21 protein-coding genes are annotated in these 18,501 nt (G+C 65.2%); 10 read left to right on the plus strand and 11 right to left on the minus strand.

Annotated features, from left to right (window positions below):
- Positions 1-22 precede the first annotated feature (22 nt).
- Genes AX702_RS00945 through AX702_RS21925 form a run of 3 tightly spaced genes read right to left on the minus strand, consistent with a single transcriptional unit; the run spans position 23 to position 2,218 of the window.
- On the minus strand, positions 23-703 hold the full coding sequence (locus AX702_RS00945; protein ID WP_066775170.1) for an ABC transporter ATP-binding protein: 681 nt from the start codon (positions 701-703) through the stop codon (positions 23-25).
- A complete protein-coding gene (locus AX702_RS00950; protein ID WP_231731677.1) occupies positions 703-2,013 on the minus strand; it encodes an efflux RND transporter periplasmic adaptor subunit in 1,311 nt (436 codons plus the stop codon). Before AX702_RS00950 ends, AX702_RS00945 begins: the two co-directional genes overlap by 1 nt.
- Positions 2,014-2,068: 55 nt before the next feature.
- The gene (locus AX702_RS21925; RefSeq protein ID WP_156455301.1) at positions 2,069-2,218 is read right to left on the minus strand and encodes a hypothetical protein; all 150 of its coding nucleotides are present in this window, start codon (positions 2,216-2,218) and stop codon (positions 2,069-2,071) included.
- Positions 2,219-2,493: 275 nt separating this feature from the next.
- Between AX702_RS21925 and AX702_RS00955 the strand changes: the two genes are divergently transcribed.
- Together AX702_RS00955 and AX702_RS00960 are read left to right on the plus strand one after the other, a co-directional pair.
- Positions 2,494-3,858: a sigma-54-dependent transcriptional regulator gene (locus AX702_RS00955; protein WP_066775181.1), complete on the plus strand. Its 1,365-nt coding sequence runs from the start codon at positions 2,494-2,496 to the stop codon at positions 3,856-3,858.
- Entirely contained in the window at positions 3,848-5,161 is a 1,314-nt protein-coding gene (locus AX702_RS00960; RefSeq protein ID WP_066775184.1) for a sensor histidine kinase, read from the plus strand. Before AX702_RS00955 ends, AX702_RS00960 begins: the two co-directional genes overlap by 11 nt.
- A gap of 43 nt (positions 5,162-5,204) precedes the next feature.
- Here the strand turns inward: AX702_RS00960 and AX702_RS00965 are convergent, their stop codons facing one another.
- Positions 5,205-5,867, minus strand: coding sequence for a DUF4336 domain-containing protein (locus AX702_RS00965; RefSeq protein ID WP_197420453.1), 663 nt, complete (start codon positions 5,865-5,867; stop codon positions 5,205-5,207).
- A 214-nt stretch (positions 5,868-6,081) separates the two neighbouring features.
- Between AX702_RS00965 and AX702_RS00975 the strand changes: the two genes are divergently transcribed.
- The 5 genes from AX702_RS00975 (at position 6,082) to AX702_RS00995 (ending at position 10,545) form a co-directional block, all read left to right on the plus strand.
- A complete protein-coding gene (locus AX702_RS00975; protein WP_066775191.1) occupies positions 6,082-6,687 on the plus strand; it encodes a TPM domain-containing protein in 606 nt (201 codons plus the stop codon).
- Complete coding sequence (locus tag AX702_RS00980; RefSeq protein WP_066775193.1) at positions 6,684-7,208, plus strand: NUDIX hydrolase; 525 nt, start codon at positions 6,684-6,686, stop codon at positions 7,206-7,208. Before AX702_RS00975 ends, AX702_RS00980 begins: the two co-directional genes overlap by 4 nt.
- Before the next feature lie 103 nt (positions 7,209-7,311).
- Positions 7,312-8,649 carry a PQQ-dependent sugar dehydrogenase gene (locus tag AX702_RS00985; RefSeq protein WP_066775199.1) on the plus strand — a complete coding sequence of 446 codons (1,338 nt, stop codon included), beginning with the start codon at positions 7,312-7,314 and terminating at the stop codon, positions 8,647-8,649.
- Positions 8,650-8,782: 133 nt separating this feature from the next.
- Positions 8,783-10,087: an alkaline phosphatase family protein gene (locus AX702_RS00990; protein ID WP_066775306.1), complete on the plus strand. Its 1,305-nt coding sequence runs from the start codon at positions 8,783-8,785 to the stop codon at positions 10,085-10,087.
- Between the two features lie 8 nt (positions 10,088-10,095).
- The gene (locus AX702_RS00995; RefSeq protein ID WP_066775201.1) at positions 10,096-10,545 is read left to right on the plus strand and encodes a MaoC family dehydratase; all 450 of its coding nucleotides are present in this window, start codon (positions 10,096-10,098) and stop codon (positions 10,543-10,545) included.
- A gap of 29 nt (positions 10,546-10,574) precedes the next feature.
- Here AX702_RS00995 and AX702_RS01000 read toward each other — a convergent pair whose 3' ends face one another.
- The 5 genes from AX702_RS01000 to petA all read right to left on the minus strand — a co-directional run bounded on the left by AX702_RS01000 (position 10,575) and on the right by petA (position 14,773).
- The gene (locus AX702_RS01000) at positions 10,575-11,216 is read right to left on the minus strand and encodes a hypothetical protein (protein ID WP_066775203.1); all 642 of its coding nucleotides are present in this window, start codon (positions 11,214-11,216) and stop codon (positions 10,575-10,577) included.
- Positions 11,217-11,295: 79 nt separating this feature from the next.
- Entirely contained in the window at positions 11,296-11,877 is a 582-nt protein-coding gene (locus AX702_RS01005) for an adenine phosphoribosyltransferase (RefSeq protein ID WP_066775205.1), read from the minus strand.
- Between the two features lie 143 nt (positions 11,878-12,020).
- On the minus strand, positions 12,021-12,863 hold the full coding sequence (locus AX702_RS01010) for a cytochrome c1 (protein WP_066775207.1): 843 nt from the start codon (positions 12,861-12,863) through the stop codon (positions 12,021-12,023).
- A gap of 25 nt (positions 12,864-12,888) precedes the next feature.
- Positions 12,889-14,175 carry a cytochrome b gene (locus tag AX702_RS01015; RefSeq protein WP_066775210.1) on the minus strand — a complete coding sequence of 429 codons (1,287 nt, stop codon included), beginning with the start codon at positions 14,173-14,175 and terminating at the stop codon, positions 12,889-12,891.
- 13 nt (positions 14,176-14,188) lie between these two features.
- The gene (gene petA / locus AX702_RS01020) at positions 14,189-14,773 is read right to left on the minus strand and encodes a ubiquinol-cytochrome c reductase iron-sulfur subunit (RefSeq protein ID WP_066775213.1); all 585 of its coding nucleotides are present in this window, start codon (positions 14,771-14,773) and stop codon (positions 14,189-14,191) included.
- Between the two features lie 199 nt (positions 14,774-14,972).
- Here petA and AX702_RS01025 point away from each other — a divergent pair, with 199 nt between their 5' ends.
- The 3 genes from AX702_RS01025 (at position 14,973) to AX702_RS01035 (ending at position 16,930) form a co-directional block, all read left to right on the plus strand.
- The gene (locus AX702_RS01025; protein WP_066775216.1) at positions 14,973-15,428 is read left to right on the plus strand and encodes a tRNA (cytidine(34)-2'-O)-methyltransferase; all 456 of its coding nucleotides are present in this window, start codon (positions 14,973-14,975) and stop codon (positions 15,426-15,428) included.
- Between the two features lie 75 nt (positions 15,429-15,503).
- Positions 15,504-16,346, plus strand: coding sequence for an oxygen-dependent coproporphyrinogen oxidase (gene hemF / locus AX702_RS01030; protein ID WP_066775220.1), 843 nt, complete (start codon positions 15,504-15,506; stop codon positions 16,344-16,346).
- Entirely contained in the window at positions 16,337-16,930 is a 594-nt protein-coding gene (locus AX702_RS01035; protein WP_066775223.1) for a GNAT family N-acetyltransferase, read from the plus strand. Before hemF ends, AX702_RS01035 begins: the two co-directional genes overlap by 10 nt.
- Here the strand turns inward: AX702_RS01035 and AX702_RS01040 are convergent.
- On the minus strand, positions 16,900-17,646 hold the full coding sequence (locus AX702_RS01040; protein WP_066775226.1) for a hypothetical protein: 747 nt from the start codon (positions 17,644-17,646) through the stop codon (positions 16,900-16,902). The two genes, AX702_RS01035 and AX702_RS01040, sit on opposite strands and share 31 nt — an antisense overlap.
- A complete protein-coding gene (locus AX702_RS01045) occupies positions 17,643-18,455 on the minus strand; it encodes a hypothetical protein (protein WP_066775229.1) in 813 nt (270 codons plus the stop codon). The genes AX702_RS01040 and AX702_RS01045 overlap by 4 nt, the downstream gene beginning before the upstream one ends.
- Positions 18,456-18,501: the final 46 nt, after the last annotated feature.

Genomic DNA, 18,501 nt, shown 5'->3' on the forward strand with positions numbered 1-18,501 from the left:
GGCTGAAGGGGGGCGGGCGCGATCATGCCGCGCGCCGGCGTTCCTGGAGAATCCGACCGTCCAGCATGTTGACCACGCGACTGGCGTAATCGGCATGGGCGGGCGAGTGGGTGACCATCACGATGGTCGATCCTTCCGCGTTCAGCTGCTGCAGCATGCGCATCACCTCCTCGCCATGATTGGTATCAAGATTGCCGGTCGGCTCGTCGGCCAGGATCAGCTTGGGCGTGGCAACCAGCGCGCGGGCCACCGCCACGCGCTGCTGCTGGCCACCGGAAAGCTGGCTGGGGCGATGGCGGGCGCGGTGACCGATGCCCACGCGGTCCATTACCTCCTCCGCCCGCGAGCGCCGCTCCTTGGCGGAGACGTCGTGATAGAGCAGCGCCAGTTCGATATTGTCGCGCACGGTCAGCTCGTCGACCAGATTGAAGCTCTGGAAGATGAAGCCGATGTGCGCCTTGCGGAACGCCGCGAGCTTCGCCTCGCCCAGGCCGGCGACCTCCGTGCCATCGAAGACATAGGAGCCGCTGGTCGGGCTATCGAGCAGGCCGATGACGTTGAGCAGCGTCGATTTGCCGCACCCGGACGGTCCCATGATCGCGACGAATTCCCCCGCGGCGATATCCAGGTCGATCCCGTCCAGCGCCACCGTCTCGACGCTGTCGGTGCGATACAGCCGCATCACGTCACGCATCCGAAGCATCAAATATCCTTTCCTTGGGTGAGATCGAGCGCGTCCTTGTCGGCGAACCCGGTGTAGGGGGAGGTGATCACGCGCTCGCCCGGCGTGAGCCCGTCGAGCACCTCGACATGATCCTGATTGCGGCGGCCCAGCCGAACAGGGCGCTTCACTGCGGAGCGGCCATCGGGCGCCACCACGAACACCCAGGCGCCACCCGTATCGTTGTAGAAGCCGCCGTTCGGGATCAGCACCGCGGACGCAGGATCGCTGAGCGTCAGCCGCGCCTGCACCGTCTGGCCGCGCTGCAGCCGTTCCGGCTCCGCACCGACGAACTGAAGCTCGATCTGGAACTGGCCGTTCTGCACCTGGGGGAAGATCTTGGTGACGCGCGCCAGGTGGGTACGGCTGCCGGCATCGATCCGCGCCTTCTGCCCCACTTCCACACGGCCCAGGAAGAACTCATCCACGCCGGCCTGCAGCTTGTTGCGGCCGGGTGAATCGATCTGGCCGATCCGCTCGCCCGGCGACATCGACTGGCCGACCTGGATCGAAAAGCCGGACAATTGCCCCGCGACCGGCGCGCGCAGGTTCAGCGCGTTGAGATTGGCGCGAGCCAGCTCCAGCCCCGCCTGAAGCGAGGCCGTGGAGGCGCGCTGCTGCGCAAGCTGGCCGCGTTGCAGCTTGTCATCCGTGCTGCGGCCCTGACGCACCACGGCGAGCCGCTGGCGCTCGTAGCGCAGCTGGTCGCCCGTATCGGCGAACTGCCGGCCGGCGATGAAGCCACGCGCTGCCAGCGGCGCCTCGCGATCGAACTGGCGCTGCGCCTTTTCCAGCGCGAGCTGCGCCTCCAGCACGGCGCGCTCGTTCAGCACGCGGGTCTGTGCGAGCGAAAGCTCCTGCGCGCGCATGTTGTTGATCTGCTGCTCGACCTCCGTCTGGCGCGCGAGCGTCGACAGTTGCAGCTCCGCATTCGACAGGATCGCGATCGGCTGGCCCGCGGCAAGCATGGTGCCATCCTCCACCAGCACCTTTTCGACCCGCCCGCCCTCGATCGCGTCGATATACACGGTAAGCAGCGGGGTCACTCGGGTGCGCAGCGGGATGTAATCCTCGAACGTACCACGCTGCACCGACGCGATCGTCAGCCGGTCTGCGGCGATCGACTGCGTGCTGCCGCGGGGCACGATCCACCAGATCAGCAGAATGATGGCGATCAGCCCAAGTGCCGCACCGGCGATCACCCAGGAGCGCGGCAGGCGCTTGCGCACCACGACCCTGTCCATGCCGCTGCCCGACACGGCGCGCGGCTCCGCCGGATGGTCTTTCGGCATGTGCACGACGCTCATCGCGTCCGGATCCGAACGGAAGTGTGCGAAATCGGACGGTTCACATCGCCACCGCGATGCTGAGGTGCGGCGTTACGACCGACAGTGAGATCGTCGGCGTTGAAGCATTGGCGGGCGCTCGTGCGAGAGCGACACCAGCGACCACGACAGCGGCGAGCAACAGCAAACGGGGAAGGAGCACCTTGGTCATGATCGGCCCCTTGCAGGCCGCGTGCCAGTTGGCTCAACGCGTGTTGCCGAAGCGGCTCAGGTTCGATCGACAGGATCGGTGAAGCTAAGGGTATGGGCCGATCCGCACACCGGAAAATTCCCGACTTTTCGGATCCGCACGCCAAGAATTAGGATAGAGCGCCGGCATGAAAAACGGCGGAAATCAGCTAAGAGCTTGAGAAACTGTGCTTTGCCCGGGCTGGCACAAGACTTGATTGTTCAAAGTCGAACAGTAGCTGTACGAGAGCGGACGGGATGGGGCCTGAATTCGATCGCTGCGTGATCGTCGACGATGACGACGATATCCTGCTGGCAGCGCGATTGCTGCTGCGGCCGCTCTTTCGCGAGGTGCTGACCGCGCGAACGCCGGAGGAGGCACTGCCCGAGATCGAGGAGCGCGCGCCCGATGTGGTGCTGCTGGACGCGAACTTCGCGCGGGGCGCGACCGACGCCAGCGAAGGGCTGGAGTGGCTCGATCGGCTGACCGCGATTGATCCGGAAATGGTGGTGGTAATGATCACCGCGCACGCCGGCGTGCATGTCGCGGTGGCGGCGATGAAGCGCGGCGCGACGGATTTCGTGCCCAAGCCATGGTCCAACGATCGTCTGCTCGCCACCGTCCGAACCGCTGCCGCGCTTCGCCGCTCCCGCAGCGCAGCGGGGGCGCCGCAGCCGGCGCCCGCGTCCAAGTCCCCGTTGCTGGGGCATTCGCCGGCGATGGCGCGGGTCCATTCACTGATCGACCGGGCGGCGCCGACCGATGCCAATGTTCTGGTGCTGGGCCAGAACGGGACGGGCAAGGAAGTGGTCGCGCGCGAGCTGCACGCCCGATCGCTGCGCGCGACCAAGGTGCTTCAGACGGTGGATCTTGGCGCGATCGCCACCGAGCTGATCGACAGCGAATTATTCGGCCATGTGAAAGGTGCGTTCACCGACGCCAAGGCCGATCGCATCGGGCGCATCCAGGCGGCGGACGGCGGCACCTTGTTTCTGGACGAGATCGGTAACCTGCCCCTCCACCTGCAACCCAAGTTGCTGACCGCGCTGGAGCAGCGGCAGGTGACGCCGGTGGGCGCGAACAAGCCGGTGAAGGTGAACATCCGGGTGATCGCCGCCACCAACATGCCGCGCGAGCGGCTGATGGACGAACGGCTGTTCCGCCAGGATCTGCTCTATCGCCTGAATACGGTGGAGATCGCGCTGCCGCCGCTGGCGGAGCGACCCGAGGACGTGATCGAGCTGACCGAGCATTTCCTCGCCCATTACGCCGCGCGTTACGAGCGCCCCTGCCCGGTGCTGAGCGATGCCGCGCGCGTCGCGCTGATCGCGCATGACTGGCCCGGCAACGTGCGCGCGCTGCGCCATGCGGTGGAGCGCGCGACCATTCTCGCCGCCCGTCCTGTTCTTGAGCCCGAGGATTTCGGCCTCGAAGCGGGCATGCACCGCGCCGTCGCTCATCACCCGAGCAGCCCGCCGCCGGATCTGAACCTGGACCGGGTGGAACGGCGGCTGGTGGAGGAGGCGCTGCGCAAGCACGGCTACAACATCACGCTCGCCGCCGGCGAATTGGGGCTTTCACGGGCGGCTCTCTATCGGCGCATGGAAAAGCATGGGCTTTGACCGGCGCTTCACGCTGGGCCTGATCTTCCGCATATCGGTGCTGCTGCTGGCGCTGATGGCGGTGGTTTGGGCTTTCCGCACGCCGTCGCTGGTGATGGTGCGGGTGGTGACGATCGGCATTTCGATGCTGGCCGCGCTGACGCTGTGGCGGCATGTCGCGCGCACCAATCTGGAACTGGCGCGCTTCCTCGAGGCGGTACGGCTGGGCGATTTCGCCGCGCACTTTCCCGAGGCGGGCGGCGCCGGCTTCGGCACGCTGGGCGCGGCGCTGAATGACACCATCCGGCGCCTGCGCGAACAGCGCGGGCAGACGGATGCCGAGCTGCGGTACAAGGACGCCCTGATCGACGACATGCCGATTGCGCTGCTGACGATCGATGGCGGCCGCGTGGAGCCCGGCAACAAGGCCGCGCGGGCGCTCTTCACCCGGCACAGCGGCGTCAGGGCGGAAGATTACGCCACCTATGGCGCCACATTCGCTCGGCGCTTGGCCGACGAGGATGCGGCCGGCGAGGAGATGCTGATCCTGAACCTGGACGGGCGTGCCAAGCGAACCCTGGTGCGTCAGGCGACGCTAAATCGCCTGGGCCGGCGGACCCGCGCCGTGGTGGTCCAGCCGGTGCAGGAAACGCTGGATGCCGTGGAAATGGCGGCGCAGACCGACATCATTCGCGTCCTGACGCATGAAATCCTGAACTCGCTGACACCGGTCATGTCACTGGCGCAGACGACTGCGACGCTGCTGTCTAATGAGCATGTCGATGCCGCCCGGATTGCCGACGCGCGCGAGGCCGCCAACACCTTGGCGCGCCGCACGCAGGGCCTCGGTCATTTCATCGACAGTTATCGCGTCGTCGCGCGCGAGCCGACGGTGGTGCAGCACGCGTTTCCGGCGACCGAGTTCGCGGAGGAACATGCCCGGCTGTTCCGCGCCGAATGGCCCGACGTGGCATTGCAGGTGAAGGCCGATCCGCTCACCATTCACGGTGACCGGGCGCTGCTGTCGCAATTGCTGCTGAACCTGATGCGCAACGCCGCGCAGGCGGCCAGCGAGCACCGCCCCGACCCGCAGGTGACGCTGACCATCGCGCCAGCCCGCCCGGTGTTGGTCGAGGTGGCGGACAATGGCCCGGGCGTGCCCGCGAAGCTGCGACAAGAGGTGTTCCTGCCGTTCTTCACCACCCGCGCGAAGGGCACGGGGGTGGGGCTGAACCTCGCGCGACAAATCGCGGTGGCGCATGGCGGCACGCTGGAGGTGCATGATGCGCCCGGCGGCGGCGCGCTGTTTCGCCTGCTCCTGTGATGCGCCTTCGCCCGCTCAGGAGGCACTGAGCGGGCGCCTCACGTCAGCGAAGCCAGGCGAAGGCGCTGGCGAGCCGGGCCGTGCCGGCACCCCGGAATATATCGCCATGCGCGAACACCACGCGCTCGGGTGCAAGCGCCATCATCCTCTCGACCGCCGACCGGACGGAATCGGCACGCATCCGCAGCGCCGATCGCAGGTGAAAGGCGGTGGTGCCCGCCGTTGCGCCCGTGGCCCGCATCACGGCCGCGGTGGCCGGGCGAAGCTTTGCCGGGTCGAGATTCTCTATGAGGTCGGTCAGCACCAGCGTGCGGCTCGGGTGGTGAAAAAACCATGCTTCCTCGGAGCCGCCACCGCCATGGACGATCCCCTGCTCAATGTCCGCATTCCACGCCAGCGGGCCACCCTCGACCAGATCATTGTCGATCCGCACGCCCGATTGCTGGACCTGCGATCGCTGGCGCAACGCCGGTACGGCCCAGGTGGTGGCATCAGGAAAGGCGCGCTGCCACTCCTTCAGGAACGTCCAATGCGCCAGCGACGGCGCCACCAGGTGGCGGATCGGGCCGAGCCCACCGAGCGCCTTCGCCAGTGCCGGCGTATAACGCGTCGGCGAATGGAGCCACAGGCTGCCGTCCTTGAGGCGGATCACCGTCATGCGGATCGGCAGCTTCATGCCGAAGGCGCTGATCGGGCCACTGTCCACGATCCACAGATCATCGGCCAGCGGCTTGGGCGTGTCGAGCGGATGGTAGCCGATGTCCTCGTCTTCGCTGGCCGCGCCGCGGGCCAGGAACGCGCCGGCCGCGGTCAGGCCGATCGCAGCGACAGCTGCGCCCAGCCGCCAGCCACGGCTGGCGCGCGCGGGAGGTGTTGCTGCCCATTCCCCCGCCTCGGCCGCCGCGATCAGCGGAACGTGATTGCTGGCGGGCGCGAGTGGCGGCGCCCGCCGCTCTGACGCCTATCATGATGTCGGACTGCATTGGGCCATCCTCGCCATGCTGCTCGTGCTGGCGCTGCTGGCAACGTTTCCGAGCGCGGTTGACGCCGTTCACCTGCTGACCGGCGGATCGTGGAACGAACACGTCTCCACCGGGACTGCACTGACGGTGGCCACCATCCTGTCCGTTGTGGTCTTTCTGCTGGTGCGTTACCTGCTTGCCCTACCGACGCTGCGCATGGCGCTGACACCCGGCGCGACCAAGACCAGGCGGGTTCATGCCCGCGCGCTCACCCTGTTTCGGGCTAGCGCGGAGCATCGCACCGTCGCTGCGACGGGCGTACTCCTCTACCTCAGCCTTGACGAGCATCGCGCCGAAATCGTCGCTGATGCCGGCATCCACAGCCGTGTCTCGCCCGATGTGTGGGGCCATGCCATGGCGGTCTTGCTGGCGGCGGTGAAGGACGGGCGTCCCGGAGACGGCATGGCGGCGGCCGTCGAGGAAATCGGCGTCGTGCTGGCAGAGCATTTTCCGCGCACGGGCACCAACCCTAATGAACTGCCGGATCGATTGATCGAACTATGACGGACGAGATCCCCGCCGAAACCATGTGGGAAGGCCGCTTCATCAAGATGGTGAAGCAGGGCAAATGGGAATATGCCTCGCGATCGAGAGGGATCGGCGCTGCCGTGATCGTGGCGATCACCGATGCCGACGAGGTGATCCTGGTCGAGCAATATCGCGTGCCGCTGGGACGTCATTGCCTTGAGCTTCCGGCCGGACTGATCGGAGACGTAGAGGCAGGCGAGCCGCTGGTTGAGGCGGCCCGGCGCGAACTGGAGGAGGAGACTGGTTATCGGGCCGGCTCGATCGAACCTCTAGGCTTCTTCCATTCGTCCCCCGGCATGGTGAGCGAGGGCTTCACGCTGGTACGCGCGCGTAATCTGGTGAAGGTCGGCGAAGGCGGCGGCGATGCGGAAGAGGACATTACCGTCCACGTCGTGCCGCGCGCGACGCTCCCGGACTTTGTCGCCCGGAAACGTACCGAAGGCGCCGCGATGGACGTGAAGTTGCTGTTGCTGTTGTCGGACGCGTTGCTGGCCTGAGCAGCAGCCGGAACGCCAATAATCCGCGCCTGTTGCGCGTTCGAGGCGCTCGACATCGTCCTGCGCCCTTTCCCCGCCCGTTCGGCGCGTCTATCTCGAATTCATGCGCAAACACATCCTGATCGTGCTCGGCCTGATCATCCTTGCCGGCATTGGCATCTTCACCTGGCTGAGCTGGCCCGACAAGGCCCGGCTTGGCGTTGCCGAAGTGACCGGCCAGCGGCCGAAGATCACCGAGCCGCGCAGCCAGATGATCCCCACCGTCAAGGTGGCTGACGCGGTCGGCTGGGCGGCCGGCGCGAAGCCGCAGGTTGCGGCCGGGCTCACCGTGGCGCGTTTCGCCGAGGGGCTGGATCATCCCCGCTGGATGTATCGCCTGCCGAACGGCGACGTGCTTGTGGCGGAAACCAATTCGCCGCCGCGTGGACGCAGCTTCGTCGATCGAGTGATGCGTTACCTGATGGGGCGCGCCGGCGCCGGCGTGCCTTCCGCCAATCGCATCACGCTGCTGCGCGACGCCGATGGCGATGGTCGAGCAGAATTCCGCTCCGTGTTCATGACCGGGCTCAATTCTCCGTTCGGCATGACGCTGCTGGACGGGCAGCTCTACATTGCGAATACCGACGCCCTGGTGCGCGTCCCCTATGAAGAGGGTGCAACCAAGATTGCGGCGAAGCCCGAAATGGTGGTGAAGCTTCCTGGAGGGGAGAACCATTGGGCACGCAACGTGATCACGGCGGAGGATGGCCGCACCTTGTACGTGTCGGTCGGATCCGCCTCGAACGTTGCTGAAAAGGGGCTCGATCTCGAGCGACGCCGGGCCAACATCCTGCAAGTATGGCCCAAGGAAAAGACCTCGCGCATCTATGCCGCCGGTCTGCGCAACCCCAATGGCATGGCGATCAATCCGCAGTCCAAGCAGCTGTGGACGGTGGTGAACGAGCGCGACATGCTGGGATCCGACATCGTGCCGGATTATCTGACCGCGATCGAACTCGGCGACCACTTCGGCTGGCCGTGGTATTATTGGGGCGGCTATCCCGACAAGCGGGTCGAGCCTGCCAATCCGCAGCTTCAGCAATATTCCAAGCGGCCCGACTATGCGCTGGGGCCGCACGTCGCGGCGCTGGGCCTGACCTTCGCCGGAGACGTGAACCTGGGGCAGCGGTTCGCGCAAGGCGCCTTTATCGGGGAGCATGGTTCATGGAACCGTGTGCCGCCGTCAGGCTACAAGGTAGTGTTCGTACCGTTCACGCCGAAAGGTTGGCCCGTGTCTGGCGCGAAGCCGGTCGACATCCTAACAGGCTTCCTGAATGCCGATGGCGAGGCGATGGGGCGGCCGGTGGGGGTGATCGGGGATCGCACAGGCGCGATGCTCGTCGCCGATGACGTGGGCAACGTGATCTGGCGCGTCGCTCCGGCAGCGACGCCAGCGCGCTGATCCAAGCCTTTCTTTCCGGGCATAGCCGCACGGGCGGGCCGCCGATCCCTCCCGTGTGTCTCTGGTGATCGAAGCGCCGCGCGCGTCCAATGCGGTGGGCGACAGCAGCCGCTCTGATCGCTACCGGGGACGGATGCTACGCCGACTCATTCCCGCTCTCTTCGCTGCCTCGTTCCTGGCCGGTTGCGGCTATCCCGGAACGCCCCCTGCCCTGCCGCTTGCTACATCGCCAGCACCGCAGACCACGCTGGCCGCGCAGAACGAAATCCGTACGCCCGTGACCATCCTGGTCTCGATCGACGGCTTTCGGACAGATTATCTCAAGCGCGGTGTCACACCCAATCTGTCGCGCCTGGCGAAAGAGGGCGTGACGGGGCCAATGCGACCGTCCTTCCCCTCCAAAACCTACCCCAATCACTGGACGCTCGTGACCGGGCTCCGTCCCGATCGCCATGGCATCACAGCCAACATGATGGAGGATCCGGCCCGGCCGGGCGAGGTCTTCACCATGGCCACCGACGATCCCTTCTGGTGGAATGCCGCGCCCCCGATCTGGGTGACGGCGGAGCAGGCAGGCGTGCGCACCGCCTCCATGTTCTGGCCGGGATCAACGGTGGCTTGGGGCGGCACGCGCGCGACCGAGTGGCCGAACACGTTGACGGGCGGCGTGCGGCCGAGCGACTGGCAGGCGTTCAGCCAGCAGATGCCGGGCGAGAACCGCGTCCGCCAGGTGATCGACTGGATGCGCCGCCCTGCTGACATCCGGCCCCAGTTCGTGACCACCTATTTCGATGTCGTGGATACCGAAGGGCATCGCGGCGGTCCGGACTCGGCAGGCGTGCAGACGGCGCTGGCGGAAGTCGACCGGCAGATCGGTGAACTGGTCTCGGAATTGGCGGAGCTCGGCCAGCCTGCCAATCTGATCATCGTGTCCGACCATGGCATGGCGGCAACATCAAGCGAGCGGGTGGTTCCGCTCGATCAGATCGTTGCCGCGACCGACGCCCGGATCGTGGAGGCAGGCCCCTATGCAACTTTTGCCCCGTTGCCGGCACGGGAGGCGGCAGTCGCGTCCGCATTGCTGAAGTCGCACCCGCACATGGAATGCTGGCGCAAGGAGAACATCCCTGCGCGCTTCCACTATGGCCGCAACACACGCATCCCGCCCTTTCTCTGCCTGGCGGCGGACGGATGGGAATTGATGAAGACTGCGCCCGCCCAAAGCTACACGCGCGGCAACCACGGGTTCGATCCCATGGCGCCCAGCATGAGCGCCTTGTTCATTGCCAATGGCCCGGCCTTTGCGCGTGGGCAGACGCTACGGGCGTTTGACAATGTCGCGGTGGCGCCGCTGCTCCGCACCCTGCTACGCCTGCCGGCCGATCCAAAGCTGGACGGAACGGACGCGGTTTTCCGCCCCGTGTTGCAGAACCGATAGGAGAGAGAATGCAGTATTTCGAAGACATTGCCGTCGGCACCAAGGCGAACTTCGGCAGCTATCACGTCACGCGTGAGGAGGTGATGGATTTCGCGAGCCGCTATGATCCGCAGCCGTTCCACCTATCGGACGAAGCTGCGGCGCAGACGCATTTCGGCCGGCTCTCGGCCAGTGGCTGGCACACCTGTGCGATGGTCATGTCCATGATCGTCGCAAACCTGAAGAACAACAAGCAAGCGGGCCTTGGATCACCGGGTGTCGACGAGTTGCGCTGGCTGAAGCCCGTTTATCCGGGCGACACCCTGCGGTGCGAGACCGAAGTTATCGAAAAGCGTCAGTCGCAGTCGCGTCCAGAAATGGGCATCTTCAAGAGCCGCATGACTGTTTACAATCAGGACGATGTCGCCGTCATGTCCATGGTGTCGAACGGCTTGATCGCGACCCGCCCAGCCGCCTGAGCCGGCGCGGGCCGCGCTACAGGCCGGCGTTACCGCGGGCGCTCGGCCCCGCGCGGGTTGGCGCCGCGGCCGCCGCCGCTGCCGCTGCCGCGGTTGATACCAGGGTTGCGGGTAAAGCCCGGGCTCCGGTTGAACCCCGGCGTACGCACGCCATCTGCGCGATTTTCTCGCCGCAGATCACGCCAGTCCTGGCGCACGTCGCGCCGGAACTCGCGGCGCGCATCCTGCCGCCCCTGGCGGAACTGATCGCGATTGATCGTGCCGTCGCGGAAATCCTGCCGATTGCCGCGCAAGTCGCCCCGAAAGTCACGCCTTTCCGCGCGATAGTCCCGGCGGAAATCATTCCAGTTGGCACGCGCGCCAGGCTGGTTCCAGCCGGGCCGCGACTGCCAATAGCGCCGCTGTGCATTGTTCCAGCGGTGCGGACGGCGATAGCGGTCGTAGACGTAAACGCCGGTGCCCGGATAATAGAAGTCGTTGTACCATCCGAAGGTGCCGCCATAGCCGAGGCCGTAACCGCCCCAGCCCGCGTCGGCATAATAAGGATCGGCATAATAGGCCGATCCATAGCCGAGCGACGCACCGCCATAGCCATATCCGTCCGTGCAAGCGGCCGTTCCGACGGCAAGTCCACCGATCAAGGCCAGCAGGCCGAAGCGCTTGAGACCCATGTTCTCACTCCCGTACATTGGAGAAGCGGCAATTACGCACCGCAATGCTCTTGAAACGAGAGCAATAAAGCGAAGTTCCTTAATGGCCCGGGAACGAAACAAGCGCGTGCACATCAATGCCGTCCTTCCGCAATGCTGCAGCGCCGCCGAGATCGGGCAGGTCGACAAGGAATTGCGCTTGGGTCACCACTGCACCGGCCTTTCGCAACAGCCTGACCGCCGCGCGCGCCGTTCCACCGGTGGCAATCAGATCATCGATCAGCAAGATGCGCGCGCCGGGCGCACAAGCATCCGCATGCATGGCGATACGGTCTTGCCCATATTCCAGCGCATAGTCTTCGGCGATCGTGACCCCCGGCAACTTGCCATCCTTACGGATCAGCAGCACGCCCGCCTTCAAGGGCACCGCCAGTGCTGCGGCGAAGAGGAACCCGCGCGCTTCGATGCCCGCCACAAGGTCAATCGGCTCCGTGGTCGCCGCGGCCATCCGCTCGACACTTTGCGCCAGCCCCTGCGGATCGAGCAGCAAAGTAGTGATGTCTCGAAACTGGATGCCTGGCTTCGGGAAGTCGGGGATTGTTCGGATCAGCGCCTTCAGATCCTGGTTGTCAGGCCCGCCCACCTGGGGTGCTTTCGGCGTCTGGCTTTCACGCGAGGTCATGGACCTCACATGCCTGTCCCGCCGGCGCACCGCAAGGAAGTTGCCCGACGCGGTGCCAAGCGCCTGTTTGCCGAAACAAGAAGGCCCCGCTCGCGCCGGGCGAGCGGGGCCTTGTTGGCCGGGCCGTGGAGCCGAGCGAGGTCTTAGTGCTTCACCCCGCGCCAGACGTTCCGATAGGCGCCGATGGTGAGGAAGACGAAGATGACCAGGAAGATCACCGTCGCAAAGCCAGCGCCGTGCCGCGATTCCAGGTTCGGTTCTGCGGTCCAGGTGAGGAACGCTGCCACGTCCTTCGCCATCTGGTCACGCGTCGCCTGCGTGCCGTCCTCATAGGTCACCTGCCCGTCCGACGTGATCGGCGGCGGCATCGCGATGTTGAGGTTTGCGAAATACGGGTTGTAGTGCAGCCCGGTCGGCGTCTTGGCATCCGGGAACTTGCGCAGCAGCTCAGCCGGCTGGTTCTGGTAGCCGGTCAGCAGCGAGGCGACATAGTTCGCGCCGTCGTGCCGAGCCTTGGTCATCAGCGACAGGTCAGGCGGAAGCGCATTGTTGTTTGCCGCGCGCGCCGCAACCTCGTTCGGATAGGGGCTCGGGATGCGGTCGGACGGGATGTTCTTCCGCGTTGCGGCTTCGCCTGTCTCCGGGTTTACGCTCGGCTGCTCGATGGGCCAAGCCTGCGCGAGTGCCTTCACCTGGCCTTCGCTGTAGCCGAGCTCCTCGAAGTCGCGGAACGAGACATACTTCAGGCTGTGGCAGGCGGCGCAAACCTCCTGATAGACCTTCAGGCCGCGCTGCAGCTGCTGCTTGTCGAACTTGCCGAACAGGCCTTCCGAGGGAAGGCCGACGTTCTTCGGGTGCAAGTGGAACTCATGTTCCGCGGTTTCGGGCGCCGGATCGGTGATCGCGGTCGAGATTGTCCCGAACAGCGCGATGCCGAGCACGAACACGAAGCCCGCGCCGATCAGGAGTGCGATGGTACGAACCATTTTCTTGTAATTCCCCCGTATCGGCTCAGTGCGCCAGCGCGGTCTGCGCCGGCGACGTGCCACCATGCTTGGCGAGCACCGCCTCGGTGATCGAATTCGGCAGCGGGCGCGGACGCTCCGAGCGCGACACGATCGGCAGGATGATCAGGAAGTGCGCGAAGTAATAAGCCGTCGCGATCTGACCGATGATGACGTTGCGCGCTGTCGCTTCCGCACCGCCGATATAGCCGAGCACCAGCACGTCGATCAGCAGGACGGCGAGGAACCAGCGATAGGTCGGGCGGTAGTTGGCCGAGCGCACCGGCGACGAGTCCAGCCACGGCAGGAAGAACAGCAGCAGGATCGACCCGAACATCGCCAGAACGCCCCACAGCTTGCCCGTCAGGATGAAGTCCGCGGTGAAGCTCTTCAGGATCGCGTAGAACGGCAGGAAGTACCATTCAGGCACGATGTGCGCCGGGGTCGAGAGTGGGTTTGCCTCGATGTAATTGTCGGGGTGGCCCAGCATGTTCGGCGAGAAGAAGATCAGCGCAGCAAAGATCAGGAAGAACACTGCCACACCGACGCCATCCTTGGCCGTGTAGTACGGGTGGAACGGCACCGTGTCCTGCTCGCCCTTCACATCGACGCCGGTCGGGTTGTTCGAACCCGGAATGTGCAGCGCCCAGATGTGCAGGATGATGACGCCCGCGATCACGAACGGCAGCAGATAGTGGAGCGAGAAGAAGCGGTTCAGCGCAGCATTGTCCGGCGCATAGCCGCCGAGCAGCAGGATGCGGATCGGCTCACCGACGAGCGGGATTGCCGAGAAGAAGCCGGTGATCACCTGCGCGCCCCAGAAGCTCATCTGGCCCCACGGCAGCACGTAACCCATGAAGGCGGTGGCCATCATGAGGAGGAAGATCACGACGCCGAGCAGCCAAACCATCTCGCGCGGCGCCTTGTAGGACCCGTAGTAAAGGCCGCGGCCGATGTGGATATAGACGACCGCAAGGAACATCGACGCGCCGTTGGCGTGCGCGTAGCGCAGGAACCAGCCCCCGTTCACGTCGCGCATGATCTGCTCGACCGACTGGAAGGCGACTAGCGAGTTGGCACCATAATGCATCGCCAGCACGATGCCGGTGACGATCTGGCACACCAATGCCACGCCGGCGAGCACGCCGAAGTTCCAGAAATAATTGAGGTTACGCGGCACGGGATAGCCGGCACCAACGGCATTGTAGACGAGACGCGGCAGCGGCAGCTTCTCGTCCATCCACCGCATCAGCGGCTGCTTTGGCTCATAATGTTTGGCCCAGGGAAAGCTCATCTCTCGTGCTACCTCAACCGACCGTCACGACAGTGTCGGACGTGAATGTGTAATCCGGGACGACCAGGTTGGTCGGCGCCGGGCCCTGACGGATGCGGCCGGCGGTATCGTACGCCGAGCCATGGCAGGGGCAGAAATAGCCGCCGAACGGCCCCTTGTTCTCGCCCTCGCCCGCGCCGAGCGGCACGCAGCCCAGGTGGGTGCACACGCCCAGGGTGATGAGCCAGTTCTTCTTGCCCGCCTTGGTCCGCTCTTCCAGGGACTGCGGATCGCGCAACGAGCTCACCGCCACCGCATCAGCGTCGGCGATTTCCTTCGGCGTCAGATTGCGCACGAAAAGCGGCTGCTTGCGGAAGGTGGACTTGATCGCCTGACCCGGCTCGATCTTGCTGATGTCGACTTCGGTCGTCGACAGCGCGAGCACGTCGGCGGATGGGTTCATCTGGTTGATGAGCGGCAGAACAACGACGCCCGCGCCCACGCCAGCCCATGCAACGGCAGCGATATTGATGAAGTCCCGGCGACGGGGATCATGCCCGTCCTCTTCATGTCGGGCAGGATAATCGCCCGGAGTAATCGTGTTGTCGACCGTCGCCATTCACCAACCCTTGTCCAACCGGCCCCGGCGGGGTGCGCATGTGGAAAGAGCCTCCCCCGACGCCCGCCTGAAAACCCCCATCGACCCGCGGGGTGGGCGGTTGATAGCTGCGCACCCTGCCCCTGCCAATGGTGATTTTTGCCTCCGTTCATCAAGCCTTCATCGTGTCGGCGGCGTTGAAGCACGCTATTGAAGCGCGATGCGCATAGCCTTGTATGAGCCCGACATTGCCGGAAACGTGGGCACGATCCTGCGCACCGCTGCTTGTTTTGGCGTGTCCGTCGATCTGATCGAGCCGATGGGGTTCCCGTGGGGCGACCGTGCCTTGCGCCGATCGGGCATGGATTATGCGGGTTCCGTGGCGGTTTCCCGGCATCTCGATTGGGCGTCATTTAACAAGGCCCGAACCGGACGGCTGGTGCTCGCCACGACACGCGGCGCCGTTGACCTGTGGGACGCGCGGTTCGAACCCGACGACATTCTTCTGTTCGGCAGCGAAAGTGCGGGCGTGCCGGATCACGTGCATGCGACGGCCGAGCTTGCGGTGCGCATACCGCTTCGGCACGGCTTCCGATCACTGAACGTCGCGGTGAGCGCCGGCATCATCCTCGCCGAATCGCTTCGCCAGACCGCGACAACGACTGTTTCCGGGTGAGCAGCCCGCGACATGGCAGGTCGGCCCGCGCCTGACATCTCGACAGTGCGGCTTTTGACCCGGTATCAGCCCGCCATGCAGACGCTTGACCACGAACAATCCACCGCCCGCGCTTGGTTCGAAGAGCTTCGCGACCTCATTTGCGCGGAATTCGAGGCGATCGAACGCGAGGCCGGCTCGGACGCCACCTTCGACTATACGGCATGGGACCGCGAGGATCCCTCAGGTGCACCTGGCGGCGGCGGCGTCCGCGGCGTGATGCGCGGCCGCGTCTTCGAGAAGGTCGGCGTAAACGTCTCAACCGTTGGCGGCCGGTTTGAGGGCGAATTCGGCAAGACGATCCACGGCGCTGCCGAGGATCCCAGCTTCTTTGCGACCGGCATCAGCCTGGTCGCTCACATGGCTAATCCGCACGTGCCCGCCGTGCATATGAACACCCGTTTCCTGGTTACCACGAAACGCTGGTTCGGTGGCGGTGCGGACCTCAATCCGCCACTTCCCCGGCAAGAAGACACGGCGGATTTCCACACGACGCTGAAGGCCGCGTGCGATGCGCACGATCCGGAGCACTACAACCGCTTCAAACAATGGGCGGACGAGTATTTCTACATCCCCCACCGCAAGGTCCATCGCGGTGTCGGGGGCATCTTCTACGATCATCTGGAGGGCGATTTCGCCGCCAACTTCGCCTTTACGCAGGATGTTGGCCGCGCCTTCCTCGACGTGTTCCCGCGCATCGTCCGCCGGCGCATGAGCCTTCCGTTTACCGAGGCAGAGATGGCTGAGCGCAATGCATGGCGCGGGCGCTATGCGGAATTCAATCTGGTCTACGATCGGGGGACGTTGTTCGGACTGAAGACGGGCGGCAACATCGATGCCATCCTGATGAGCCTGCCTCCCGTGGCGACATGGGCCTGATCCCAGTCCCGAACGATCAGCTGGCGACAATCGTCACCACGCTGGAGATGACCGAGAGGCCGAAGCTGCGCCCGCTGCCGGCCTCTCCCTTGCGCCTGGTGCACTGGCCGGAGCCATCGGCCGCAGCGTACCGGACGTTGTTCCGCCGGGTAGGCGGCCCATGGCTGTGGTTTTCCCGCCTCGCCATGGGTGAAGATGAGCTGCTCGCGATCATCCACAGCACCGGGATCGAGATATATGCCGTCACCGACCGCAGCGGGATCGAGGTCGGCATGCTGGAGCTCGATTTTCGCCACACGGGCGCGTGCGAGCTATCGTATTTCGGGCTTGTTCCGGAACTTGCCGGCCAGCGTCATGGCCGGTGGCTGATGAGCGAAGCGATGGCGCGAAGCTGGCGCCCCGGGGTCGAGCGCGTGATCGTGCACACGTGCACGCTGGATCACCCGTCAGCGCTCAACTTCTATCGCGCACAGGGCTTCGTTGCCGTGAAACGCACGATGGAAACCTTTGCCGATCCTCGCCTCGCCGGATTGTTACCGCCCGAGGCGGGTCGTCATGTCCCGATGCTTGCGAAGCGGCGGTAGACGACGATCCCGACCAGCAGCAGGCCGACGTTGTAGATCGTTCCCGCCAGCGTCAGAAGGGTCGTGACGAGCGCGATGAGGAACGGATTGTCGTGGCCCGGATCCCTCAGCCACGCATCGAACGAGAAGAGCGGGCTGACGGCCAGCCACTGCGCCATGAACAGCGCGACCACCGCGCCAAGCACCGCCCAACCGACCCCAGCCGTCATCCGCCAGCTGCGACCCAGCGCGCGCGCGGCGCTCTGATCCGTCTCAGCCGCCACGATCGGCACGGCGGCGATGAAGCGGGCTTGCAGGTACAGGCCCGGCAAAACGAAGAGCCATAGTCCAAGCCCCACGGGAATCGCGACCAGCAGATTTACTAGCACGAACCTGCCCAACCGCCGCAGCGCAGTCGTGAGGCTGGCGCCCACCGTCGGCCGTTCAGGCGCCACCAGCAACAAAGCGATGGCAGCCAGCCCGACCATGCCGACGAGATCTGCCAGTAGGTACCAGATCGCGTTGCCCTGCCCCCATGTCGATACCGCCTCCATCCACTGCGTCATCGATGCTTCATCGCCGGGTTGAGCCGGCAGCGGGGGCATCGGATCGCACAGCAATTGCACGGCAAGCGCAGGCAGAAAGACGAGCGCCCCCGCCAGCGCGAGAACCAGTTCGGCCTCACGGCGAAGGACAGCCCAGCCGTCCGCCAGCAGGCGCGCGAAATTGATGGTCATGCGGCCTCGTGCGCCTCTTGTGCCGCCGCGTAAAGGCTTGCGCCGAACACGGCTTGCAAGATGCTGAACAAGGCGGTGACGAGAGCCGTGGCTGCAGCAACGGCCAAAGACACCGCGACAGTCCCGTTCGCTCCTGCGAGCAGGCGGGCGACGAGACCGATCACGGATGTTGCGGCAGTCAGCACCACCAGGAACACGACGCCATATAGAATAAGCACGCCGATCAGCTTCAGCGTCGCGCCACGCGTCAGCGCGAACGACCGTGCAATCGCCGCGATGCCGCGACGTTCGTTCACGATCACGGCGCCAAGCGGAACAAGCCTCGCCGCAGCCCATAACATCAATGGCGCCAGCAGAAATAAATACAGAATTCCAATGCCAAGAAGGGTTAAGTTCACCGCATCCTGAGCTCCGCCCGCGCGCGCCTGCTCCAGGCTGAAGCCCGAGATCCCGACAAGGATCAGGCCCGGAAGTGTGACCAGTCCGAACGCAAGTCCGATGATCAGCGAAACTCCGATGAAGGGACCAAGACGCGCACGTCCGATTGCGAGAGCCGATGCGCGGTCCACATCAGGATTGCTCGCGACCGCGGTAATCGCGATCGCGCCGATCGCCGCGGCTACAAAAACGACTAGAGCCATCGCCATCTGCATGGCTCGCATCGCGAATGAAGTGCCGCCCAACGTATCGACGGCAGCCTGCACAAGCGGCGGGGCGATCAGCAGAAGCAGTGCCAGCGACAGCAGGATGCCGAACCGTCCGGCAATGACGGACATGGTGCGATCCCACACTGTCCCGATGTTGATCATGGCCGATCCTGTGCGTGCATCATGCCCGCAACGCTACTCGATCGAC

The organism is Sphingomonas sp. CCH5-D11 (assembly GCF_001557395.1).
Lineage (GTDB): Bacteria > Pseudomonadota > Alphaproteobacteria > Sphingomonadales > Sphingomonadaceae > Sphingomonas.